Annotated in this window: 20 protein-coding genes and 2 pseudogenes; 4 read left to right on the top strand and 18 right to left on the bottom strand. The window is 38.9% G+C overall.

Going from position 1 to position 25,696, the window contains the following annotated elements:
• Positions 1 to 3: 3 nt before the first annotated feature.
• The 4 genes and pseudogenes from A7967_RS08045 to upp form a co-directional block, all read right to left on the bottom strand.
• A complete protein-coding gene (locus A7967_RS08045; protein ID WP_099458978.1) occupies positions 4 to 1,410 on the bottom strand; it encodes a hypothetical protein in 1,407 nt (468 codons plus the stop codon).
• Positions 1,411 to 1,644: 234 nt separating this feature from the next.
• Positions 1,645 to 2,160 (bottom strand): annotated as a pseudogene (locus A7967_RS23700) (HAD-IIB family hydrolase); the annotation flags it as partial.
• A 98-nt stretch (positions 2,161 to 2,258) separates the two neighbouring features.
• Entirely contained in the window at positions 2,259 to 3,494 is a 1,236-nt protein-coding gene (locus A7967_RS08060) for a uracil-xanthine permease family protein (protein WP_054203880.1), read from the bottom strand.
• Between the two features lie 5 nt (positions 3,495 to 3,499).
• A complete protein-coding gene (upp, locus tag A7967_RS08065) occupies positions 3,500 to 4,129 on the bottom strand; it encodes a uracil phosphoribosyltransferase (RefSeq protein WP_054203881.1) in 630 nt (209 codons plus the stop codon).
• A gap of 364 nt (positions 4,130 to 4,493) precedes the next feature.
• Between upp and A7967_RS08070 the strand changes: the two genes are divergently transcribed.
• Positions 4,494 to 5,324: a hypothetical protein gene (locus tag A7967_RS08070; RefSeq protein ID WP_054203882.1), complete on the top strand. Its 831-nt coding sequence runs from the start codon at positions 4,494 to 4,496 to the stop codon at positions 5,322 to 5,324.
• Between the two features lie 145 nt (positions 5,325 to 5,469).
• Here the strand turns inward: A7967_RS08070 and A7967_RS08075 are convergent, their stop codons facing one another.
• The 9 genes and pseudogenes from A7967_RS08075 to ybaK form a co-directional block, all read right to left on the bottom strand.
• Entirely contained in the window at positions 5,470 to 6,444 is a 975-nt protein-coding gene (locus tag A7967_RS08075; RefSeq protein ID WP_064435609.1) for a Gfo/Idh/MocA family protein, read from the bottom strand.
• Positions 6,445 to 6,485: 41 nt separating this feature from the next.
• Complete coding sequence (locus A7967_RS08080; protein WP_064435610.1) at positions 6,486 to 7,424, bottom strand: oxidoreductase family protein; 939 nt, start codon at positions 7,422 to 7,424, stop codon at positions 6,486 to 6,488.
• A gap of 80 nt (positions 7,425 to 7,504) precedes the next feature.
• Positions 7,505 to 8,137 (bottom strand): glycoside hydrolase family 19 protein, encoded by a 633-nt coding sequence (locus A7967_RS08085; RefSeq protein ID WP_064435611.1) that lies wholly within the window; start codon positions 8,135 to 8,137, stop codon positions 7,505 to 7,507.
• A gap of 83 nt (positions 8,138 to 8,220) precedes the next feature.
• Positions 8,221 to 9,582 (bottom strand): linear amide C-N hydrolase, encoded by a 1,362-nt coding sequence (locus A7967_RS08090; RefSeq protein WP_064435612.1) that lies wholly within the window; start codon positions 9,580 to 9,582, stop codon positions 8,221 to 8,223.
• A 766-nt stretch (positions 9,583 to 10,348) separates the two neighbouring features.
• Positions 10,349 to 10,630 carry a hypothetical protein gene (locus tag A7967_RS08095; RefSeq protein WP_064435613.1) on the bottom strand — a complete coding sequence of 94 codons (282 nt, stop codon included), beginning with the start codon at positions 10,628 to 10,630 and terminating at the stop codon, positions 10,349 to 10,351.
• A 343-nt stretch (positions 10,631 to 10,973) separates the two neighbouring features.
• Positions 10,974 to 11,126, bottom strand: a pseudogene (locus tag A7967_RS22980) (IS91 family transposase); the annotation flags it as partial.
• 130 nt (positions 11,127 to 11,256) lie between these two features.
• The gene (locus A7967_RS23550) at positions 11,257 to 11,388 is read right to left on the bottom strand and encodes a hypothetical protein (protein ID WP_280138097.1); all 132 of its coding nucleotides are present in this window, start codon (positions 11,386 to 11,388) and stop codon (positions 11,257 to 11,259) included.
• Positions 11,389 to 11,527: 139 nt separating this feature from the next.
• Complete coding sequence (locus A7967_RS08100) at positions 11,528 to 13,783, bottom strand: acyl-CoA dehydrogenase (protein ID WP_064435614.1); 2,256 nt, start codon at positions 13,781 to 13,783, stop codon at positions 11,528 to 11,530.
• A gap of 489 nt (positions 13,784 to 14,272) precedes the next feature.
• The gene (gene ybaK, locus A7967_RS08105) at positions 14,273 to 14,734 is read right to left on the bottom strand and encodes a Cys-tRNA(Pro) deacylase (RefSeq protein ID WP_064435615.1); all 462 of its coding nucleotides are present in this window, start codon (positions 14,732 to 14,734) and stop codon (positions 14,273 to 14,275) included.
• Positions 14,735 to 15,181: 447 nt separating this feature from the next.
• Here ybaK and A7967_RS08110 point away from each other — a divergent pair, with 447 nt between their 5' ends.
• Positions 15,182 to 16,738: a TonB-dependent receptor domain-containing protein gene (locus tag A7967_RS08110; RefSeq protein ID WP_369691059.1), complete on the top strand. Its 1,557-nt coding sequence runs from the start codon at positions 15,182 to 15,184 to the stop codon at positions 16,736 to 16,738.
• Positions 16,739 to 16,825: 87 nt separating this feature from the next.
• Entirely contained in the window at positions 16,826 to 17,407 is a 582-nt protein-coding gene (locus A7967_RS23630) for a porin family protein (protein ID WP_369691060.1), read from the top strand.
• 222 nt (positions 17,408 to 17,629) lie between these two features.
• On the opposite strand, the gene feoB is transcribed toward A7967_RS23630, so the two are convergent.
• The 4 genes from feoB to dnaK form a co-directional block, all read right to left on the bottom strand.
• Entirely contained in the window at positions 17,630 to 19,951 is a 2,322-nt protein-coding gene (feoB, locus tag A7967_RS08115; RefSeq protein WP_064435616.1) for a Fe(2+) transporter permease subunit FeoB, read from the bottom strand.
• Positions 19,948 to 20,181, bottom strand: coding sequence for a FeoA family protein (locus A7967_RS08120; protein ID WP_054204957.1), 234 nt, complete (start codon positions 20,179 to 20,181; stop codon positions 19,948 to 19,950). The genes feoB and A7967_RS08120 overlap by 4 nt, the downstream gene beginning before the upstream one ends.
• 352 nt (positions 20,182 to 20,533) lie before the next feature.
• Positions 20,534 to 21,670: a molecular chaperone DnaJ gene (gene dnaJ, locus A7967_RS08125; RefSeq protein WP_054204958.1), complete on the bottom strand. Its 1,137-nt coding sequence runs from the start codon at positions 21,668 to 21,670 to the stop codon at positions 20,534 to 20,536.
• A 187-nt stretch (positions 21,671 to 21,857) separates the two neighbouring features.
• Positions 21,858 to 23,780 (bottom strand): molecular chaperone DnaK, encoded by a 1,923-nt coding sequence (gene dnaK / locus A7967_RS08130; RefSeq protein ID WP_064435617.1) that lies wholly within the window; start codon positions 23,778 to 23,780, stop codon positions 21,858 to 21,860.
• 243 nt (positions 23,781 to 24,023) lie between these two features.
• On the opposite strand from dnaK, the gene A7967_RS08135 reads away from it, so the two are divergent.
• Positions 24,024 to 24,839, top strand: a complete 816-nt coding sequence (locus tag A7967_RS08135) for a thioesterase family protein (protein ID WP_054204960.1) — start codon at positions 24,024 to 24,026, stop codon at positions 24,837 to 24,839.
• Here A7967_RS08135 and A7967_RS08140 read toward each other — a convergent pair.
• Positions 24,828 to 25,607 carry a substrate-binding periplasmic protein gene (locus tag A7967_RS08140; protein WP_082355649.1) on the bottom strand — a complete coding sequence of 260 codons (780 nt, stop codon included), beginning with the start codon at positions 25,605 to 25,607 and terminating at the stop codon, positions 24,828 to 24,830. The genes A7967_RS08135 and A7967_RS08140 overlap by 12 nt on opposite strands.
• Positions 25,608 to 25,696: the final 89 nt, after the last annotated feature.

Here is a 25,696-nt window from a genome sequence, read left to right on the forward strand (position 1 = left end):
ATCCTATAAAGTAGTTGAGAATATATAGCCGATTGACGCGCTAAAATGAGTGGTGTTATCAATATTGCTTTGCGCATACTGACGTTGCCCACCTTGGAATTTTAAAATTAAATTTTTATTTGGTAAGTAGTTAATACCCATACTAAATTCGCTAATGTCAAAACGATCAATCGGCGTGCCTTTAGCAACTTCTAGTAATGGGTTTGCATAATCAAATGAGGTAAATACATAAAGCGGACTGGATAAGTTAAACATATGTTGTGTGTTATACGCTGCTTCAAAAAATGCAGACTCTGACTTACTACCCAGTTGAGAAAAACTGCCAGGGCGAAGACCTGGCGTGGTTTTATTCGCATTGGTAATGGCAACAGAATCTTCAAGTTCACCGTATAAGTATTGCCCGCGTAGTGTGAAATCTTGATATTCCCACGCGCCATGAACACCTAAAATAGAGACATTCCCGTCAACATCTAACTTGCCTTGGTTGCGGCGGTTTCCACTTGTATCGCTGTTGTAATAACTGATACCTACGCCTTTACCTTTTTTAACATCGCCATAATCAAGACGTAAAGTAAGCGCTAAATCATCGGCAGTGTTCGTTTCAAAACGTTGTTGCGCACCACCAGCAATCCAGTTTGTGGTGCGAAAATATTCTGAGTTTAAACCAGTACTGATCATCGTCTGCAACGTAAAATCTTGCCAATTGGTGATCAGGTTAACCCCAGTTTCATGCCATACTTGCGGGATCATACTCGCTTCACTCCAGTGGCGTGACGTAGTAAAGTATTGATCTGGTTTATTTAAATCAGTGCCTAAACCTACAGGTACGTATATATGGCCAAATTTAACCTGCACATTCGGGTTAAACTCATATTTTACCTGCAGTTTTTCAACAATGACTTCACCACCTGCTTCTACTTCACTTTCAAACTCACCAAACTCTTCAAAACCATCGTATTCAAGCGTTGTGCCTGTGCCACCGTGCTCATACTCAATTTCAAATTCTATTTGCCAATTTTTGTTTATTTGATATTCAAATTCAGTCACTACTCGCTCTAAGTCGGTTGTGGCTCGACGATCTGGCGATATATCTTGAATATTGTCGAATATTTCATCATTACGATAAGCTAAAGTGCCGTAGCTCTTAAATGTAAGAGAGGGTGTATCGCTTTTATCACGAATGAACGATTGCTTTTTTTTATCAGTCGTTACTACGTTAATATCATTAAGCTGCGTTTTTTGTTGCTGTTGTTCTGCTAACTGAGCAGTTAATCGTGTAATCGCTTTTTGTTGCAGAGCTAATTGCTGCTGCAATTGTGCTAACTGTGTTTCAACATCAACATCTGTTGCAAAAACTGATGTTGGTAAAAGTGCGAGGTAAATCGCAGTAGAAATGATTTTTCGTGTCATTACAGCCCCCATAAGTAAAGAGCAATGATAATGGTTGTTATTTTTGATGTAAATAGCATTATTGAATAAATTAACATTAATACACTATTAATTTATTTAATTAGTATTCTTAACAGTTAAGTGTTAACAGTTTAGGGACAAACATCTGTCAGATTCAGCTTTGTAATAGATGGGATTAAGGCATAGTGATTTGGAGAGTTTAAATTACTTATTTTATTGAACTGCTATTGGTTGCTGTGCTTCACTGCCTACACACCATCCTTCAAAGATAATTATATCAATGGCATGATTGTTTGCAGACCATAATGATTTTTGAATAGGGTTATCACTTTGCTTATCAAACTTAGGGGTTGGCACAGCCACCTTACCCGCGAGTAATGCGCTAAATGTCTGTTTCATGAGCATTATGTCATGTGCACCTGGTACGCCACGCGTTGCAAATAATGGGGGTATGTCTTTAGCTAGCTGTTGGCGGCTTGCCTGATTGTGGTAAAAATCATCAATCTATAGGGAAATACTATTAAATGCAGTATTGAAGTTGATCCACGTAACTAAAAAGTCAGCGAGGGTCGTTTTTCCTGAACCTTGGCAACCATTAATTGCCACGACCATTGGTTGCCCTCGTTTTTTAGCCGCAATAGTATCCTGCGCTAACGGGGTAAACAACTGCTCACTCAAATATTGATATTTATGCGGCAGCTGATGCTTTGCTAAAAAAGAGGCTATATCCACACTATTGACCTCTTGTATATAATGCTCACAATAATACCTATTTTATTTTTAGTAAGTAAAAAATAGCGCATATAAATGCGCTATTTTGAGACAAAATAAACATTCGTTGTTAGCAATTACGTTGCTTCATCGGCCTTTGGTAATACTAAATTCAACACAATACCTAAAATTGCGCATAAACTAACGCCTTGTAAACTAAACTCACTGCCGCCAATGTGCATGCCACCAATTCCGCACACTAAAATTAACGCCACAATACTCAAATTACGCGGCGCAGTGAGGTCTTCACCACATTTTACTAATGAATTTAAACCAACCACGGCAATTGAGCCAAACAATAAAATCATGATCCCACCCATAACAGGCACAGGAATGGTTTGTAACCCAGCGCCCATTTTTGCCACAAAAGCTAAAATAATGGCAATGATTGCAGTCCACATCATAACTTTAGGGTTAAAGTTTCGCGTAAGCATCACTGCACCTGTTACTTCTGAATAGGTGGTATTAGGCGGGCCTCCGAATAAAGATGCCGCAGTTGTAGCCAACCCATCGCCAAACAAAGTCCGATGTAATCCCGGTTTTTTCAAATAATCTTTATTGGTTACTTGGCTAATGGCCATCATATCGCCAATATGTTCAATGGCAGGTGCTATTGCCACTGGTACCATAAATAACACAGCTTGCCATTTAAACTCTGGCCACGTAAAAGCAGGCATGGCTATCCACTGTGCATTCGTCACAGCATCAAACTGCACTATGCCTAAATAAAGCGATAAACTATAGCCTGCAATGACACCCGCTAAAATAGGAATAAGCTTAAATACACCCTTACCCCAAACAGCAAAAACTAACGTCACTAACAACGAGAAAGCGGCAATCCAAATGGCTTGATCATAAGCAATTAACTGCACTGATCCATCACCACTTTTACCCATCGCCATATTTACTGCCACGGGTGCAAGCGCTAAGCCAATCACCATGATCACAGGGCCCACAACAACAGGTGGCAATATTTTATGCAATGTCGCAACACCTTTGAGCTTAACAAGTAAGCTCAGCGCCATATAAGCAAAGCCCGCCGCCATTAAGCCCCCCATAGTTGCAGGCACACCCCACAGCTGTACACATGCGATTATAGGGGCGATAAAAGCAAAAGATGAGGCTAAAAATATAGGCACTTGGCCTTTAGTCACAACATGAAATAGCAGTGTGCCAATGCCCGCGGTAAATAGTGCGACGTTAGGGTCAAGCCCCGTAAGCAATGGCACTAATACCAAGGCACCAAAGGCTACAAATAGCATTTGCGCCCCGGTTAAAATAGTTTTGATTGAAAAAGTAGCGTTATTCACCATCACACCTACACGGTGCCAAATATTTTATCACCTGCATCACCAAGACCTGGAATGATATAGCCTTTTTCGTTCAGGTGACTATCTAGCGCTGCGGTAAATATTTCTACATCAGGGTGTACTGCAAGTGTTTTTTCTACGCCTTCTGGCGCTGCAACTAGCACAATAACTTTAATTTCTTTACAACCTGCTTTTTTAAGCATATCGATAGTAGCAATCATGGAACCACCCGTTGCTAACATAGGGTCAATCACAAGGCTTAAACGCTCATCAATTTTACCTACGAGCTTTTCAAAATACGGGATTGGCTCAAGGGTTTCTTCATTACGCTGTAAGCCAACAACACTCACTTTAGCGGCTGGCAATAACTGCATTACACCATCCATCATGCCAAGGCCGGCACGTAAAATTGGTACAACCGTTATTTTTTTACCTTTGATATGCTCTACATCGAGTTGATTGCCATCCCAGCTGGTGATTTCTACTTTTTCAAGGGGGAGATTTTTAGTCGCTTCGTAAGTTAATAACGTACCAACTTCAGATGAAAGCTCACGAAAACTCTTGGTACTGATGCCATGCTCTCGCATAAGGCCAAGTTTGTGTTGAACAAGTGGGTGATTAATTACATGGATTGTCATAATAGCGCCTAAAAGGAAAATAAACTGCGATTATTTTAGCTTAAAAAATCTTGAGAGACTTTTAAAAAAGCAAAATCATGCGAAAAAACATACCCAGTATCGAAAAAGCACACTTTATTGCTCTTTATTCATCCAAATTATTGAGTCATTAGAATGTGCTAAATGATTAAACATGCTCAGATTAAATCACAGCAGTTATTCGGGTTATACTTAACTTACAATCTATACCATATAAACTAAGTAAATAGCCTCAATCCATGATATCAACGCACTCAATTAGTACCATTTAACACAATAATAGAGCTTTATGATATTTCATACCCTATACTTACGTAATAATTAAGCGTATCTATATGTTTGCCCAATGCCTAAAGTAATACTGAGCTTACTCACGTTCATCATGATGTTTACGGCCCACGCCAATGCTGCTAAAAATACAACTTTACACATTAAAATTATGACTGATTTTGCACCTCAGCTTGATAATTCTCCCCAAAACATTGCTACGGGTATGATGCTAAAATTAGAACAACAACTAAATGGTGCTGTATCGCTAACATTTATTCCTGCAAGTAGATTACGTGAATGGCAACAGCTGCATAAATTTACTGATGTATGCTTATACAACAAAGTAAAAAACCCAGAACGAGAAAAGAATGCGCTTTTTAACCGTTATCCAATAATGGCATTTCCATCAAACCGCTTAGTTGTACTTAATCACCCTGAGCTACCTAAAGATATCACCCTAAGCGACGCTATCAATAAGCATAAACTTACTATTGGAATAACCAAAGGCCGTTCATACGGGGAAAAAATTGATGCATTTATAGCTGCAAATAGTGATGCGTTTATGCCTTTACCCGGCACTACCAGTGCACTTCGGTTAAGCCATATGCTATTTCAAAACAAAATTGATGCAATCATCGAGTACAGTGCTGTTTTCATTTCGCGGCACAGCAAAGATCCACGAATGAGTAATATTCGTTATTTAACTATAAATAAAGTTGAACAAGCTATTTTTGGTTACATTGCATGCTCACCATCAAAAGAAGGTAAAAAAGCAATCAACTTATTTGATACAGCCTTACAAGAACCGTCAATTTTTAAGGATATTATCGATGTACATAAAGCAGCGTTCCCACATACAGAACAAGCCGTGTTGATCCGTGCACTTGAGAAAGCCTATAAACAGTAAGCTGTACCCTCACTCTTTTATTCGAGTTTTTTTAAGCTAGGGCGTGTTGGCCTTTGTGGATTGAAATTTGTTCAATGTTGGGGCTATTTAATCGCCCCTAGACCAATCACTTCGGGTAGCGTGTGTTTTACTCTGACACGATTGTCTACGTTGGCATTATTATTTGTTCCATAACCCAGCTCGTATGCATAGCGGTTGTACCTGTCGATGGGTGACCTGATTGGGAAAGAAGATCCAGCGCTATGTTCTGTACGTGATATTGATGAATATGTGCCGGATTAGCAATTGTGTATTCCTCTATACCGTTAAGCGTTGTAACTTTGATTACTTGCTCATCAAATACACTGAAAGTTATTTCACCTCTTTGGCCATATAACGTAACGGTGTCGTAACGCGAAAAGCCACCAAAGTTCCAACTACCCGATCCCGTAACGCCACTTTTATGCTGCCAACATGCTGTAATGGCATCAAATGCACCATATAGTTTTTGCTGATTGCTGGCCAATCCTTTAACTTGCTCAAACTCTCCAAATAAATAGCTAAATAGATCTAAACCATGGCTCGCTAAATCATCAAAATAGCCACCAAGAGCAATACTTTTATCTGTACGCCAGTTATATTTCCCAGATAAATCAAGTTGATTTGGTGCTTTATTTAAATGCCAATTAACATGTCGGATGTCACCAATTACATTGCTTTCAATCAAAGTCTTCACTTTATTAAATCGAGGTAATGAACGACGATAATAGGCAACATATAAAGGCAGACCTTGCTGCGCAAATGCATCATGAATAATTTCACATTCGTGATAAGTTGGTGCCAATGGCTTTTCAATGCAACAAGGCTTACCTGCTGCTGCAACTTGCAAAGCAAGTTCCATGTGACTATCTGGTGGTGTCGCTATGTATATCGCATCTATTTCAGGACATGCTATTAATTCACTCGCGCTTGAATAAACATTAGGCACGCCATGACGTGCAGCATAATCTTTGGCTAAAACCAGATCCCTTCGTGTTACACCATGCAATTCAAACTGAGCCGTATTCTGATAAGCAGGTCCACTTTTCACCTCGGTCACTGCACCACAGCCAACCATTCCCCAACGTATAACTTTATTCATCTTTAATCTATTCCTACTGTATTACTTTAGCTATTATATTTTCAATATGTATCTAGCGCTTGATATTGCTCTTGCATATAATTGTTTATTTTTACATGGTTTGGGCTCCATCCTAACAAAAAGCGATAAAAGTCAGCCCATACCACAGGCCATAAAGCACGCCAATTATCAACGATTATAGAAGCATCAACTCCACGATGATATTCATGCATTGCCTGCGTAAAATAATCAAAGTACTTTGCTAAATAATCATCACTAGCCTGTTCTAATTCTGTGTTAGTAAGACAACTACCTAAAAAATACATTAAGTCGGTAACGCCAACTCCACCACCTACATATTGGAAATCATACCCAAGCGCCTGCTCTGTAGTTATTCCAACAGCAAAGTTTGCTAATTTAGCATCGCCATGAATGAGTGTTTGATACTCGCAATTGCGTATTTCTCTGTCAAAGCACTGTGCTTTTTGTTTTATTACAGCATCTGAAATTTTTTCATATTCATCTGGCCGAGTATCTAAATGCCAATAATTTCCTTGAGGCCACAATCCCAGTGGACGTTGCTGAAAATTAACAGCATGAAAGTAAGCCAACCATTTAATAATCGCGTTTATATGCGATGGTATTTTTTCAGCTGCAGCAAAGCCATCACACTCAAAATCAGAAAATAAAAGTACACGTTGATGCTCATTTTTTAGTGTATTAAAACAACTAAGCGCGGGTGATTGGGCAGGTAACGATTGCGCATAATGTTGATACCAATAGTATTCAACATCATAAGAGCGGCGCTTGCGATTAATAGCAAACTGCGTTTGTGAGATCCGTGGGTGATTTATATGATCGGGCACTGCAATCGCTTTAATTACACAATCAATGCCATCTAAATTGCAGCGTACTATTTCCCCACACCCACTCCATAAGGATGTAATCGTGCTATTAATGTGTATTTCTTTATAATGATTTGCTAATAGCTGTTTATACATCAACAACCTACCTCTTATAAATAATAGGCAGGTAGTATGTCATTAAATACCTTCACGCTTAAACCTAATTTAACTGGTTTTTAATCTATTTCAAAACATTGTTTAGCACGTTCTAAAAAGTCACCGCGGCTTTCTAAGCCATGATAACCGCCATTTATTTTGCAAGTAATACTATTTAAATCATCTTTATCCGCCAATTCATTCAGCTTTAGCACTTGCCATAAATAACATGCGCTGCCCACCATAATTTGCGGGTCACGTTGGAGTTGTTCAGGTTCAGATACAATATCTATATCAAGATAGTCTGCACATCCAGCATAGCTATCTTTGCCTGTTAGATGAATAAGCCCACGTCCTTTATAATGCCAACCATCTCCTGAGCGCTCATCCCCGTTCCCCATTTTGTTAGCATAAACAATATTTGCTATGGCTTCTTGTTTTCGTGCATATTGCAGTGCCATTTCATCCGATGTAAAATACTTACCAAACACAGCACGTAGCGCTCTTGCGCTATAGTTCAGATTTTCGACTCTGTATCTAAAGCATCCACTTTCATGCGCGACTTGTGCAATAAAGTGCGCTAACCTCAATGCTGAATTAATATCAAATTTAGTCACTTGAGACTGTAAGGCCGGTATAAATAGTGCTATGTGCTCCGCTTTTGCATCAGGCATAATTTGAATTAAATTTTTTTCGATAAGCAAGCTCTGCATTTTTATTCCTTTGAACAATAAAAAGTCTAAGCAGTGAAAAGTAAATTAAAAACCTCTTCACAGCTTAACTTTAAATCATGTGATTAAGATTTTTTATTTAATTGAGTGGTTATATCTATCGACTTAATATTCGTGTCTAGCATATGGATATATTTTTGCAAATGCTTGAAATCTAATTCCATCAAATTAATGCTAAATACCTGAGGAGATTGGTACATTCTTACGGAGAAAGTTTTATTTTTCAAATCAGACACCGTTACCCATTGTGTAAAATCGTGAACATTTTCGCCTTCAGAATCCCGACTAGTCCCCAATGGAATGTCAACCGTATTTAATATATGAAAAGCCAACGTAGTTGCATCTACTCGTCCTACTTTAATATCGTTCTGTATCGCTGACACCCCTGTTGTGAAGCTATGCTCCACACTATTTGCTTTATCTACTTCATACTGAGTGGTAAATTGTGAAACTGGGAATGAAAAGTTCGTCATCATTGCAGCTCTCACAAAGCGATCAACGGGTGTTGAACTTCCTGGAACACCAGAAAAACCAGTTCCTTGCGCATAAGAGTTACATTGAAAGTTAGATGCAGCACTTTTATATGCTTCCACACTCGGCATCGTTGGCTCACCACTTTCGTTCTGAAAATTATATGGCATTACATTTACGTAGTTATAACGAACATTCTCTTGCTGCCAAGCAATCAAAGGATCATTAGTAAGCACACCAATAGGGTTCAGATCTGTAATCGTTAATTTTCCCTGCGTATATTCTAAAACAATGCTATTCCCTTTGGCATCATGCACAGGAAAGTGAAATTTCATTGCATTTGGAACTTTAGAGAAAGGACTAACAACCAAAATCTTTCTTCTGTTATCCGATACAGCCTCTTTTAAATTAGACCCACCTTTATTCAACACGAGATAATCATATTGCAATCCATCAATAACGTCTTGGCAGGTCGCACAGTTTGATAATATCCACGTTGTAATACTAGGGTAATAGACAATGTTATTATGGATAATTTCTTTATTTTCATCAAAAGGAGACTGATACTCACTTTGCGCCAGTACCATAGCCCCCGTAGTTAAGCCTTCAGTATTTAACCCATTGGTCATTATATTTGCAAATGTTTCTGACACACCTAAGGACTTGGCAATATCAAGGTTAAAGCCATTCATTGCAACAAAACTATAGCTACCAGTCCAAGTCAAGAGGCGTTGATTAATCGATTCAATATCATCACGAAGAACAAATAGTCCTGAATCATCCTGAAAATCTGACTGGGTCAGCTTTTTCAAAGCACTTTGCTTATATTCATGCCCATCAGCCCTGAAAAACAGCTCTGATTTCAAATCTGGGCCCAACTCCATTGAACGGCCTATCACTGGGATACTATTCGAAACACCTGAATTTATAGCTTTAATTGAAAAGTCTGTACACATTATATTTCTCCTTATGCTTATTAACTTAAACGTTTTTTACATTGATAGTTTTAACTAGATTTAAGTTAACAGCTAACGAAGAAAAGACTCATTACAACTTATTACACCAGTACAAAACATCGCCCGGTTTTAAAATTACAAGCATGCATATTCTCGTTTTGAGCCAATATTTAACGTTTGATTAGAGTGTTAGAACTACGCCAATAGTTTTTTGTATTTGCTAAGGTTGCTGCTTCGATTTCTGTTTAAATCTTCGCAGTAACCAATATAAGGTGAGTATTAACCAATTTTCAGGGGAGATATTTATTCTTTCTAGTGAGATAAATTAGAATTTTCCATATTGTTGTGACTAAAACAAGCTTCAGTCATTGTGGGTCGCAAACTAATTTTTACGCTGCCTATAACAAGAGTGATAGAAAACTTTAGAATGGGTGTCATCTTTGTTCGTGTTCGCGCGCACTAAAGTACGCTGTTTAATGAAATTAGGGGTTAGTAAACGACTGGCCATAGCATGCGGTATCACCAGTACCAAAAGTAGGCGCTTGGAAGCAAAGGCCCTTGTAGAAGCTCAAAAACAAAAGGAATTAACATTGCGCTAGGCAATGACTACTTAGCGTCACAAGGGTTAGTGTCATTGAGAGATATTTGGATCAATATTCATTACGGGAGATGAGCCGCCCATTGCACTTCCAGTTAATAAAAAGCACATGATGGGTGATGTGGGGGCTCGAGATTAGAGACCTCCGGCTACCCGATTAGGTGCAGATTACTCCTTTGTTTCGAATTCTATGCCACCAAACCTTTTAGCGACAAGATTATAAGCAAAACAAAATAAGCGCTGCATAAAATAAAACATTACACCGTAAATCACTGGTGCAAAAACAAATAATAAATAAGGGAAACCTTGACCATTATGACTCTCAAAATCAGGTCCGAAAAAGAATAGCGCTAGCCCTATAAAGCCAAATGGTAAAGTAAGAACAAAAAATGTTAATGCGATAGCTTTACTTGTTTGATGTGACGATATCTTACTTATCTGAATATTCAATTATGCCTCCGATGCACCTAACGTCTTAGTATTTATACGTTACATTGTTTGTATCGTATACATATCTTGTTGAACGAAGCATACACCCCATTCAACATTTTATTGGTATGCTTAATGCTATAGGAATTCTCTTTTTTAGGGAAGTTGTTGATTGCAGTTTATTGGACATCTTTTTACTACTAAACGTGTTAATTACTGTTTATTTATTTCATTTTTACGCTTTTTTATATCGTTTCTTGCCTGCTGTTATCTTTTTTGCTTATTTTAGTCAGCACCACATCTAAGCTGATTCACTGTTACACCAACTTAGTTAACGAGTTATTTTTAACGGTTCGACTTACTATTAACCACTATTCATTGTTATGCCTTGCGTTGTTAAACCGTCGGTTTTTATATCTTTTGCACAGAGGCTTTTCATTATCAACTGCCCTTGCTTACATGATGGGCAAGGCCAATCAACGCTAACCGGCACTGTTGTATCTGACTTTCCTTGATTTACAAACAAACTAGACAGCCACTTTAATTGAGCAAGTAAAACTGCGCGACTAAGCTTACTCTTTTGGCTAAAACTTATCTCTTTTTATATCACCATCCGCACATCGTTCATTAAGTGGGCATCTATCGCGTTAAACCCAAATTACATGCATGAAAATAACGGCATGATTACAGCTTTCATTTTTAATAAGTCGTTCAAGCTCTATGCTAGTAGCTTTTGCAGTTACTGATATTCGCTCGTCATTTTCTGTTTTGATTTTCATATTAACTCTCTTGTGAGGTCGCTTGCCTACTACGCCTACAGATTATTATTGGCATAATCATAACTGCATTTCTACACGCACAAAAAAAGCGCCCGAACTGCTGGGCGCTTACATTGTTGAATTAATTTAACTCAAAATGTTACTGATTTACTACACTTTTTAGTGGATTTATTGGCTTCGCATTTTCGTCCAATAAGTTCATATCAAAATCAAACTCATCAACGCGGATAGCGCGTTCACGTTTTTTATTGTAATCAATCAGTTTAGCGTACTCTTCTTCAGTGATTACATTTGCAACAAGTGCATTATCAAGTGTTAGTGCAAAACGAATACCTGGTTTAATTGCTTTAGCACGTAGCGCTTTCTTCACTTTTGCGAGTAAATCTAAACACCCCATTTTCGCTTTATACGCTTGCTCATTGATGTGATGCCCATCACCCTCAACAGGCTTAACTAAATGCGTGATTTGCTTTTTAAAAGCGGTATCTAATTGCGCTTGCTTAGATAATTCACGAATTAAATCGTCACTGATTTTTGGCATTTTAGTTGAGTAGTTCATAGTGATAAAACGCATAAACTTACGTGTGCCACTTGCTGGGAAGTTATCTAAAAATTTATGCAGTGCTTCTTCAGCACTTTGTAGTGCAAAACGCGTTGCGTAGTGGAAGTACGGCGCAGCTTGCTCGCGCTCACTGCTCGCTACTTTTTGCTCGTAATACTTAATTGATGCCATTGCTGCATACAAAAAGCTCATTACGTCACCTAAGCGTGCTGAAAGCATTTCAGCTTGTTTAAGTTTCCCGCCTAATACTAATAACGAGAAATCAGCGTATACCGCAAGTTTTGCTGATAATTTTTGCGCTGCTTTTTCATATTCGCGTACTTCAGGTAATGGTGAATTGGCACCCGCTGTGAACGGTAAAACACCTAAACGGAACGCACGTAAGCTGTTTGCTACGCTGTAACCCACAGTTTTACGTAAAATGCGGTTAAACTCTTTATCAGCGCCTTTATCTTCACTGTGAATTGATTCAACCATAGACTGTAAATATGGGTGACAACGCATAACACCTTGACCAAATATCATTAAGTTACGCGTAAGAATGTTTGCGCCTTCTACCGTTATTGCAATTGGTTGTGCAACATAACCACTTGCTAAAGTATTTTGCGGGCCATTTTGAATCGCTTTACCAGCTTGAATATCCATTGCTGAATCAAGCACATCACGGCCAATTTCAGTCATGTGGTATTTAGCTATCGCCGTCACGACAGATGGCTTTAAGCCCATGCCTAAGCCTTCGGTGGTTAAAACACGCATTGCTTCTTGTAGGTATGTTTTACCAGCAATATCAGCCAGCTTTTCTTGAATACCTTCAAATTGACCAATGGCTAGACCAAATTGCTCACGTACTGCAGCGTATTCAGAGGCACCTTTAAATGCTACTTGCGCAGTACTCACGCCTAGTGCTGGTAATGAAATACCACGGCCAGCGCCTAAGCAGCTAACCAGCATTTGCCAACCACGACCGATGTTATTTTGACCACCGATAATAAAGTCCATTGGTACAAATACTTTGTTACCACGCGTAGTACCGTTGTAAAAACGAATGCCCATTGGATCGTGGCGATTGCCAAGCTCTACACCTGGGTGCTCTTTTGGAATAAGTGCACAGGTAATGCCGAGGTTTTCTTTGCCACCTAGCAAACCATTAGGATCAACCACTTTAAATGCTAAACCAAGTACAGTCGCAATCGGTGCGAGTGTGATATAACGTTTGTCCCACGTGATCTCAAGGCCAAGTACTTCTTCGCCGTTATACATGCCTTTAGTGACAGTACCTAAATCTGGAATACCACCGGCATCAGAGCCAGCTTCTGGGCTAGTTAGTGCAAAGCAAGGGATGTCACGGCCATTTGCAAGACGCGGTAAATAATGCGCTTGTTGCTCTTTAGTACCAAAATGCAGTAATAATTCGCCCGGACCTAATGAGTTCGGAACCATTACTGTTACAGCGACTGCGGAGCTTTTAGTTGCAATTGTGCCTACAATGGTAGAGTTTGCATAAGGGCTAAATTCTAAACCACCAAATGACTTAGGAATGATCAATGAAAAGAAACGTTCCTTTTTTAGAAAGTCTAAAATGTACTCAGGTAAATGAATACCATTTTGAATTTGTGTGTCGTCGATCATGCCCAGTAACTCTTGTAATGGGCCGTCTATAAATGCTTGTTCGTCAGCGCTTAGCACTGCTGCTGGCACTGCGCGTAATGCGTCGAAATCTGGCTTACCTTGGTAGATAGAGCCTTCTAACCAAACATCACCCGCATCAAGGGCTTCTTGTTCAGTTATTGAAATACTTGGTAATACTTTTTTTAATTTTGTGCGTAAACTCATGATTAACTCATCCGACCAGATAATTTATATCTCTATTACGTCATAAAAATTGCTTTAGATCAATTGCTCTAACCAACTTTTTAACAGTTTTTTCAATTTATTTATCTTTAGATGTGTAAGCTATTGAATAAAAAGGGCTTACACGTGTACGCTGAAATGTATTTATTTTGCGCCGATTTAATCAAAAACAACACTAAATAGAGTTTTTAATTAACCAAGCACAGAGAATAAGGACAAATAAGGTGATCAAAATCATAATCAAGGTATCCCAAGATAAAAAGTTGTGCGTTTCACAGGAGGTAATATTAGGGGTTACTTTGCACAAGTAGCAGCTCTTTTTTGTATAGAGCAACCTAAGGAGAAAGACCGGTGAAGCCTTTAGTCGTTATCACGTAACCCTCAACAATCAGCCTAATTTCATTGTTTTTAACGCCAACTGACATCGAATGGAGGTCGTATCCTCATACTTTTTTATTTGGTTAATTTACGCTAAAAATTGGCATATTGGCCGTTACATAAGTTAAGTAAACAATTAGGAGGCACTGCTATTTCAAGCCCTCGCTTGCCTGCACTCACATAGATTGTCTCGAACTTTTCAGCACTGGCGTGTAAATAGGTTGCTAAACGTTTCTTTTGCCCTAAAGGGCTCACACCACCGAGTATATAACCCGTGCTGTTTTCTACTTTTTGCGGTGCAGCCATATATACTTTTTTAGCCTTACAGGCTTTTGCCAGCTGCTTTAAATTAATTTGTTGGCTAACGGGTGTAATCGCGACGATTAACGTTTGCTCAGAAGTTTCAAGCACAAGCGTTTTAAACACCTTCTCAGCAGGCAAATTTAGCTTTTCAACGGCTTCTAAACCAAAGTTTTGGTCTTTGGGATTATGCTCATAACTAAGCAGATCAAAATTTATGCGGTGTTTTTTTAGTAATTTAGTCGCTGGTGTCATTATTTTTTACCAGTTCAGTTATTTTAAAACTAGGCCTACGATTATACGCAACGTTTGCTATAAGTATCCCAATTTGTGACTCTTTAATTAACAACTTTATACTCATTTTCTGTTTATAGACCCAAACTAACTTTGCAGGTTAATTGCCCTTCAAATTGATAATTTGAGAGGCTACTGCGCTCAATACAAACTTGTAGCAAGCATGTAATAAAAATATAAAAATGCACCAAACTATTCCATTAAAGTAAATGCTCTTTTATTTTAAATTAACAAAACAAAATAAAAACATTAATTATTATAGGTTTACAAAAAACAAAAGAACGCCCACTAATCATTATAGTTAATCACAAATTAGTATTTTTTAGTAATAGTTTATTGAAAAATAAGTTATTACGTATTACATTACGATCAAATGCAAATAATTATCATTTAAAAGGATTTGTTACTTTGAAACTCTCTCATCTGTTTGTATGTATTAGTACGGCCACTTGTTCAATGGGCGTATATAGCCAAAATACACACTCTGACTCCCCTGCAAATATTGAAAAAATTGAAGTTTTTGGCCATAAATTAACACTCGATAATCAAGATGTTGCCGCATCAGTTTCTTCACTAAACGCAAAAGAAATTGAACGCCAGCAAGTTGCAGATCTCACACAATTACTTAGAACATTACCAGGGGTTGACGTATCTGGCAGTGTTAATCCTTTATCAGGTCAACCTTCAATTCGTGGTTTATATGGTGAGCGAATTCATGTATCTGTCGATAATGTGAAACGAAAAAGCGAGTCTGATGGCAGCCAGAACATCGCTGTAATAAACAGTTTAGGAGTTGATCCTAACCAGTTAAAACAAGTCCAAGTATTAAGAGGTGCTGATTCTTTAACCGTAGGTTCGGGCGCACTTGGTGGAAGTATTCGTTTAGTCACCAAGAATGCAGCTGATTATTTAGCCGCTGAAAATGGTGTTGGTGTTAATGTTGCTGCAAACTATCAATCTGTTTCTGATGCTGTTTTTTATTCAGCATCGGCTTTTCATCTAACGGATATGCTTGATACCGTAGCGTACATTAGCCAAGTAAATTACAGTGATATAGACATAGTTAAAAAAGATCACGCACAAGAAGATGAAGCTATTGCACAACTCGATAAAATAAAAAATGAGTCTCAAAGAACAAATTTAACTCTAAAAAACACATGGTATTTTATGCCTGAGCATAGCCTCCAAAGTAAACTAGACTTTAGTGAAACAGAGTCACTCGATCAGCCTTACGGGCAAAGACTCGATTTGGGGATCACCTACCCGACACTCAGTGAAGATTACAAAAATGACTACATTGAAGGTATGCTTAATTACACATACCAACCTCAAAATATGTTTATCGACCTTGACGTACAGGCTTTTTATAGCAAAAAAACCTACGATGAGACTACGAATGGCTACATTATGCGAGGTGAAAATAAAATAGACTTTGATAAAGTCAGTAATGGTGAAAACAAACGCTATGGATTGAGAGTTGCCAACCTCGCAACATTCACGGGCTTAATTGACCATAAATTGGCTATCGAGTTTAGTTTTGATCGCGAACTATTTGACCAGCAACAATATGAAAAAAAGACCCTCTCAAGTTACTACGGACAAAGCCAAGGCGATAATGTATCGCTGTCAGTAATCGACCAAAGTGAATTCTTTAATAAACGTATTCTTTTAACTGCGGGGCTTCGTTACGACAATTATGATCGTAGCAGCGACACCTTTATTAGTTTTGCTGATAATAAAAATAATGCATTATCAAAAGAATTAGGAGTAACATTTAAGGCCACTGAGAATATAAATTTTTATATGAAAGCGGCTGAGGCATTCAGAGCCCCTTCGTTACAAGAGCTGTATAAAAAAGATGAATGGCGCTGTCATATCGGCGGTAAGTTATGCTATTCAGAACCCCAGCCTAATTTAAAAGCTGAGAGTGCTTTAAATTATGAAGGAGGTATCGGCTTCGCATGACAAGATACTGCATACATTGATCAGCTCAGCATTAAAGCCATATATTTTAAAAGTAACATTGATGATTACATAGATAACGTACCGTATATGTACTACATCGACGCCGACGGTAATAAGCAGCTCGGTTCACCTGGTCCTGATCCTGCCAATGGAATCCCTGTTGCAACACATCGAGATTATAGTGCTAAAAACATTGGTCAGCTAAAAAGTGAAGGCTTTGAAATAGAGGCAAAGTATCAATACAAAAATCTCGATATGTACCTAGGATATGCAAAACTAAACATGGACATTATAGGCCTGCCTAACTTCTTTTTAGGAACAATTGATTACAATAAACAGCCTTATGCTGAAGCCCCAGCAAATAAGTTAACGTGGAATACCAATTATCAATTAAATGATAACTTTAATGTGGGTATACAATTACTCCATTACAGGGCGCAGCAACGCCTTAGTGACACATACAAAAAATATGGCTATGGTACAAGTACATACAGTATTTACAACTTAAATGCACAGTATCAAGGTAGTGATAGCCTCAGTAATCTCAGTGTTCGCTTTGGCGTAAACAACCTAACCAATAAGCGTTATTTACGCGCACCTGCCAGCGAAGCAAACGATCCAAGTGAGTTAGGGAGAAACTACAAGGTGACGCTTAGTTACCAATTTTAATTGTTCAAGCTCAGATTAAGGTATTTATAATTTAGAATTAGTTATACCAAACAACTTTAAATACGTGTTTCAGCTGTAATAAAAAGCGAATGTCATTGCTGCAAATTAACACATTAATTTTAAAGTTGTTTGAGTACATAAGCGTAGATACGCGACACAGTAGTGTATCTACGCTGCTCATAAACAACTACATGCGAATAGTTGATAAATATGGCTCCTAGATTAAATAATATTCACCACCGGGATCAAGCGGCTTTTAGCTGCCATGCGTTTTCCATAAATACGCATTGAGCTTACCGCTAACGCAACCACCACAGCACAACCCAACAACCAAAAAGCTGAGAACATAGGTGAGTGTTTAAAATTACCCACTTGATAAACTACTGAGGCGGTAATGTAGGCGAGACCTGTTGACCAAGTCGCTACAAATAGCATCCACTTCATTCCAGCTTCTCTATACATGGCGCCCATAACAGCAACACATGGGGTATATAACAGTACAAACACCAAGTAACTAAATGCGGCTAATTGACTACTAAATAAATTTTCCATAGTCGCGTACGTTGACACATTAACATCTTGATCTACCGCAGCACTCGTTTGGTCACTCACATTCGCGACATTTAGTCCTAACGGATCGAGTAAATTACCAAAAACATCCAGTAAATTGGCAGGCACGCTGGAAAAAGCTTCACCTACTTTATCAAGAACTTTAACCGGTTCATCGCTTGTCGTATTTGCACCTTCTAAGTTTGAATATAAGCTATCTAGGGTACCAACCACCGCTTCTTTAGCAAACACGCCTGTAAATATACCCACTGTAGCAGGCCAATTATCTTGCTCAACACCAATTGGAGAAAATATTGGCGTTGCGAATTTTGATATTTCACTCAGCATTGATTTATCAGTGTTGTCGTTACCAAAGGTGTAATCGGTACCAAATGAACTTAGTATTTTAAGAATAACAAAAACGACGATAATCGTTTTACCAGCGCGCATACAAAAGCTTTTTAAACGCTCCCATGCTTTATAAAGTACCCCTTTTGCCGTAGGCATATGATACGCAGGCAACTCTAAAATAAACGGTGTAAGGGTTGGACTAAATAAGGTATTTTTAAGTACTAACCCTGTCAATACCGCCATTACTATGCCCAGTATATACAGTGCAAACACAAGGTTTTGACCATTGGTTGTAAAAAATGCGGCAACAAATAATGCATAAACACTTAACCGAGCACCACATGACATAAACGGCGACATGGCAATCGTCAATAAACGATCTTTATGAGTTTCTAATGTCCGTGTGGCCATAACCGATGGCACGTTACAGCCAAAACCAACAATTAAGGGTACAAACGCTTTACCAGGTAAACCTATGGCCCGCATTAATCTATCCATAATAAATGCAGCGCGAGCCATGTAGCCTGAATCCTCAATAAAAGCTAAGCAGAAATATAAAAAGCCAATAACAGGAATAAAGGTCGCAACTAACTGAATACCGCCACCGATACCATCGGCTAATAATGCACGTAACCAATCAGCCGCACCGACTGAAGTAAGTATTTGCCCAAAGCCATCAACCAAAATAGCGCCAACGGCAATATCAAAAAAATCTATAAATGCACCGCCAACATTCACCGCAACTGTAAACATGACGTACATAATAGCTAGGAAGATTGGGATCCCTAAAAATCGGTTGATCACTATTGCATCAATTTTATCACTAATCGTATCTGATGCTACACCCTTGGTATTTTGAACTTGATCAGCAAGCTGATGTGCAAATTCATATCGCCCGTTAGCAAATAGCACATCAAGTTCATGATGATCAGCAAATTGTGCAAACTGTGTTTTAGCCAATGCCTGTGTATCTTGATCAGCGTAACTAAAACAGCTTTCATCTTGCTCTAATAAACGCAGTGCAAGCCATTGAGTATCTACATTGTCTATTTTTTTATCACTTGCTTGTAGGCTTTTAACAATTTTTTTTGTCGCATGCATTACTTTTTGATCATAATGCGGCACATGCGACGAAACCTGTTTAAGCTCTAAGCCTTTAGCAATGCATAACTTTAATCCTGCAATCCCTTTTTTATTATTGGCACTTAACGCAATTACAGGGCAACCTAACTTTTCTTCTAGGGCTTTAGTATCTATCACTAAACCATTTCGCTTAGCAACATCAACCATATTTAACACGATAACCAAAGGTACTTTCATTTCAAGTAGCTGTGCGGTCAGGTATAAATTTCGTTCCAGGTTTGATGCATCTAATATATTAATGATCAGCTCAGCCTCGCCACTTAGCGCATAATCTCGTGCTATTTTTTCGTCAAGTGGTGTTTGCGAGTTTACATCAAGTGAGTATGTGCCCGGTAAATCAACCAAATCAACGCGCTGATCAGCAACCTTGAACTGACCAATTTTTTTATCGATCGTCACGCCTGACCAATTTCCAACTTTTTGCTTACTGCCTGTTAGTGCATTAAAAAGCGTGGTTTTACCACAGTTCGGGTTACCAATAACAGCTATGTTTGGATTCATACAGCAAGTTCCAAATTAATCGATTGAGCCTCAGCTTTACGAAGACTTAAAACAGTACCACGCACTTTGATAATCATAGGATCACCAAACGGAGAAAAACGTAGCACATGGACAGGCGCACCAGGGGTAAGCCCCATCGCGAGTAATTTTTGACGCAGCAAACTTGCATTGGGATCAATGCTTACCACAGAGCCATGTTGGCCGATAGTTAATTTATCTAATGTTAACATGCCGTCTTATTCTATTAATTACATCAATGGGCTGATTTTACGCCGATTATCCAATCATGCAAGTGAGACTGATTATCATATCGATAAGTATACAAAATAAAGCAAAAACGAGATGTAATTACCTGTTATAGGTATGTTTTTTAGTAGGTAGAGTTGATGAGTTAACCGTTATTGACTGCTTAGATGAGGTATTCGTTCTTTGCATATTTCATAGATGTTAATTAACTGTTTTTTTTTAAATTTAACTTTTTATCAAGCAAGTTACTTTTAGGTGGGGTAATTTGTAAATTAATAATAAAGTTTTCAAACAAAAAATGGCGCTAATTAGCGCCATTTTATGAGTAATGAGTTATTACTTCGTCAGGTCATCAAAGAACTTTTTTACACCATCAAAAAAGCCTTTTTCTTTTGGACGATTTTTTGAACCATCCTTACCCATACTTTGCTCAAGCTCTTGGAGTAATTCACGTTGGCGCTCATTTAAGTTCACTGGCGTTTCAATTACTACCTTACAAATTAAATCGCCTATAGCGCCGCTGCGTACAGACTTAACACCTTTACCGCGCATGCGGAACATTTTGCCTGTTTGACTTTCTGTTGGGATTTTTAATTTAGCACGACCATCTAAGGTAGGTACTTCAATTTCACCGCCCAATGCCGCTGTTGTAAAGCCAATGGGTACTTCGCAATAAAGGTTATTGCCATCACGTTCAAATATGCGGTGTTCACGCACTGATACTTGAACATATAAGTCCCCAGCTGGTGCACCGTGCACGCCTGCTTCACCTTCACCCGATAAACGGATACGGTCGCCAGTATCAACGCCCGCAGGAATTTTAACTGATAATGTTTTAGTTTTTTCTACACGACCTTGGCCATGGCAGCTGTTACATGGATCAGAAATAATCTGACCAGTCCCCTGACATGTCGGGCATGTTTGCTGTACAGCAAAGAAACCTTGGCGCATTTGCACTTGGCCTGCACCATGACACGTTGTACATGTTTTAGGTTTAGATCCCGCTTTTGCACCACTGCCGTCACATGGCGAGCAGCTTACCCAAGTGGGTACTTTAATTTCAACTTCTTTACCACGAACCGCTTCTTCTAAGCTTAAGTCCATGTTGTAACGTAAATCGGAACCGCGTTGTTGACGTGATTGACGTCGACCACCGCCGCCACCAAAAATATCACCAAATACATCACCGAAGATGTCACCAAAATCACCTTGACCGTGGCCACCATGACCACCGCCGCCGCCACCTTGTTCAAATGCAGCATGACCGTATTGATCATACATTTGACGTTTTTGAGCATCGGTTAAAATCTCGTAGGCTTCTTTAACTTCCTTGAACTTAGTTTCAAGTTCTTTATCGCCTGCGGTACGGTCTGGATGATATTTCATCGCTAAGCGTTTATACGCTTTTTTAACGTCTCTTTCGCTGGCATCTTTTGCCACTCCAAGGACTTCATAATAATCGCGTTTTGACATATCTATCACACTACTCTTTTCTTACTGCAGCTTGGCTGCGGATAAACCGATAAATCACATCGATTTACCATCTAATTTACATGCAAAAGGCGCGTCAAGCTTTTGCCTGCGCGCCTAAGGTGTTCATCCTAACTTAAATCATGACACTATTCATCGTGTTTTTAGTTAGGCGAAGCGCTAACAACAATTACTTGTCGTCTTTTACTTCTTCGAACTCAGCATCAACTACGTCGTCATCTTGTTTAGCTGACTGTTGTTGCTGTTGCTCGCCTGCATCAGCGCTGCCTTGTTGGGCTTTAGCTTGTGCAATTTCCATTAATTTTTGTGACTTTTCAGCTAGAGCTTGAGTTTTTGCTTCAATCTCGTCTTTTTTGTCACTCTTAATAGCGGCTTCTAAATCTACTACAGCGGCTTCGATAGCGTCTTTATCTTCGGCTGGAAGTGCATCGCCCGCTTCTTCAATTTGCTTACGTGTACCGTGAACCATTGCATCAGCTTGGTTACGTGCTGCTACAAGCTCTTCGAATTTTTTATCTTCTTCGGCATTAACTTCAGCATCACGAACCATTTTTTCAACTTCTTCATCACTTAAACCTGAAGATGCTTGAATTGTAATTTTTTGCTCTTTACCTGTATCTTTATCTTTTGCAGATACATGTAAGATACCATCAGCATCTACATCGAATGTTACTTCGATTTGTGGTGTACCACGTTGTGCTGGACGAATACCTTCTAGGTTAAATTGACCTAAAGACTTATTGTCACTTGAACGTTTACGCTCACCTTGTAGTACGTGAATCGTTACCGCTGCTTGGTTATCTTCAGCTGTTGAGAAAGTTTGCGATTTCTTAGTAGGAATCGTCGTGTTTTTCTCAATTAACGCAGTCATTACTGAACCCATTGTCTCGATACCTAGAGACAGTGGAGAAACGTCTAGTAATAGTACATCTTTAACGTCACCAGCTAGCACGCCACCTTGAATCGCTGCGCCTACTGCAACTGCTTCATCAGGGTTAACATCTTTACGTGGCTCTTTACCAAAGAACTCCGTTACTGTTTTTTGTACTAGTGGCATACGTGTTTGGCCACCAACAAGAATAATGTCGTTGATGTCGCTAACAGTTAAATCAGCATCCGCTAGAGCACGCTTAAGTGGTTCAATTGATTTAAGTACTAAGTCTTCAACCAGTGACTCAAGCTTAGCACGTGTTAATTTCACGTTCATATGCTTAGGACCTGATGCATCAGCAGTTACATACGGAAGATTTACTTCTGTAGATTGTGCAGATGAAAGCTCAATTTTTGCTTTTTCAGCAGCTTCTTTAACACGTTGCATTGCAAGTGGGTCAGTCTTTAAGTCTAGACCTTGATCTTTCTTGAATTCAGCTACTAAGTAGTTAATAACACGGTTATCGAAATCTTCACCACCTAAGTGAGTGTCACCATTGGTAGCAAGTACTTCAAATGTGTGCTCGCCTTCAACTTCATCAATCTCAATGATTGATAAATCGAAAGTACCACCACCTAAGTCATATACTGCAACAATGTTTTCGCCTTTATTTTTATCCATACCGTAAGCAAGTGCTGCGGCTGTAGGCTCATTGATAATACGCTTAACTTCAAGACCCGCAATACGGCCAGCATCTTTTGTTGCTTGGCGCTGTGAATCGTTAAAGTATGCAGGAACAGTTATAACGGCTTCTGTTACTTCTTCGCCAAGGAAATCTTCAGCGGTTTTTTTCATTTTTTTCAAAACTTCAGCTGAAATTTGTGGTGCTGCGCGTTTTTCACCGCCGGCTTCAACCCATGCATCACCGTTATCTGCTTTGATGATTTTAAAAGGCATGATGCCGATATCGCGTTGTACTTCTTCGTCTTCAAAACGACGACCGATCAGACGCTTAATCGCAAATAATGTGTTGGTTGGGTTTGTCACTGCTTGGCGTTTTGCAGGTTGACCAACAAGTGTTTCACCATCTTGCGTGTAAGCAATAATTGATGGTGTTGTGCGATCGCCTTCCGCGTTTTCAATTACGCGTGCTTTACCGCCGTCTAGTACTGCAACACAAGAGTTTGTAGTACCTAAATCGATTCCAATAATTTTACCCATGAAACATCTCCAACTTCAAAATTCATTAATACGTTCGATGACTAGTAAATAGGGATGCACAGAACTGAATTCAACTGTAAAAATGAAAAAAAAGTGATTTTTTATCATTTATTTTGCAAATAACCCTGATAATTGTATGGATTGATGTTTTTTGCGTCAATCAACCCACACACAAACTGGTCTGATGAGTTTTTCCGTGCTATAAAATTGCAATAATAAATAATCATTACACAAGGAACTGCTATGCATTTCGATCAACTCCTTCAAAGCGCCGCACATATTGGCCTTATGCCAGCCCACGAACAAGCCAAAGCAACAATGCAATTTCCGGCTAATTGGTGCCAAGGCAGAACAGCGTTTGGGGGGCTTTCAGCGTCTTTACTTTATCAAGCAATGCGCCAACAAGTTGAAGCAAGTCGTCGATTACTATCAATAAGTACGAACTTTGTCGGTCCTTTATTAGCTGATACTGAGTTTTCGTTAATAGTAGAGGTTTTAAGAGAAGGTAAAAGCAGTACGCAAGTATTAGCAAAGGCAGTGCAAAATAATCAAGTGAGTGTAGTAGTACAAGCATGCTTCGCTAAACCCCGTGATTCAGCAATTAATGTGCCTGTTACTAAAACGATGGACTTGAAACCTGTTGATCCACGTTACACTTTGCCTTTTAAGTCAGGCGCGATGCCGGAATTTTTTCAGCATGTTGATTTGTGCCCACAACAAGGCGCTATGCCGTTTGCTGGTGCAGATACATCGCACTTAGGTGGCTGGATGCGATTAAAAGAATCGCCGAATGAAATAACCGAAGCCCATATTATTGCTTTGACGGATGCATGGCCGCCAACATTACTACAAATGTTTAAGCAGCCTGCTCCTGCAAGTAGTATGTCTTGGTATTTGGAGTTTGTACAAATGCCGCAGTTAGGTGCGCAGCAATGGCTTGGCTTTGAGGCAATAACACAGCATTGTAAACATGGTTATGGCTTAGAGGATGGCTGTATCTGGTCACAGTCAGGAGAATTAATCGCGCTTACTCGTCAAACCGTTGCGTTATTTGATTAATTCTGGATTGACTACTTGCGCATAATCACTGCCTTCAAAAGCCATAATTGCACGGTACTCACCATTTTCTTTGATATGGGTAAGCCCCATATCAAAGACTTCTTGTAATACTTGGCTATTGAAGTATGCCGGACGAGGAGCTTCTTTAAAAATAGGATGGATAGTAATCACCTGCGCCAGTGCGTGCTTTTTCTGGTATTGCTGGAAATAATACAAGAAAACCCGTTTTTCAAGCACAATCACATCAACCCATTCTTTTAATAAGTTATCAACCTGCGCAGCCTGATTTACCACTTCATCATAAAATTGTAATCTTGTGGTAATAGTTTTAAATGGAGCTGGTAAAAATGCCGTTGCATTTTGAAATGCTAATACGCTCTTCCCTGTTAAGTCATAAATTGTATTTATTATGTAATCGTTCTTTTTGAGACTAACCGCAACATTTTGATACGCAAGTAAGCTATCACTTGAATAAATCCCCCGCGAGTATCCACCAGCGTAATTTAGAGCAACATCAATTTTTCTTTGCTCAAGCAGCTGCTCTGCACGCTTATTAGACATATAGACGATTTCTAAATTGGTTATACCTTGACTTTTAAAGGCTGATTTAAGAATTTCTAGTTGTAAACCCGTACTATCATCACTAAAAACATATGGAGGCAGTGATGCGCTCGCAGCAATTGTAATTCGATCAGTTAGCTTTGGGGCACTTAAAGCAAGTGAATCAATACTAAATAAAACAAACAATATTGCTAATAAATATTTCATATTAAACCTTATAAAATCAAACACCGACGCTTACAGTGTTAAGAGATATTTGCCAAGTAAATTTATCAGGTAATTGTATTTACAATATA

The sequence above is a fragment of the Pseudoalteromonas neustonica genome (genome assembly GCF_001653135.1).
GTDB lineage: Bacteria > Pseudomonadota > Gammaproteobacteria > Enterobacterales > Alteromonadaceae > Pseudoalteromonas > Pseudoalteromonas neustonica.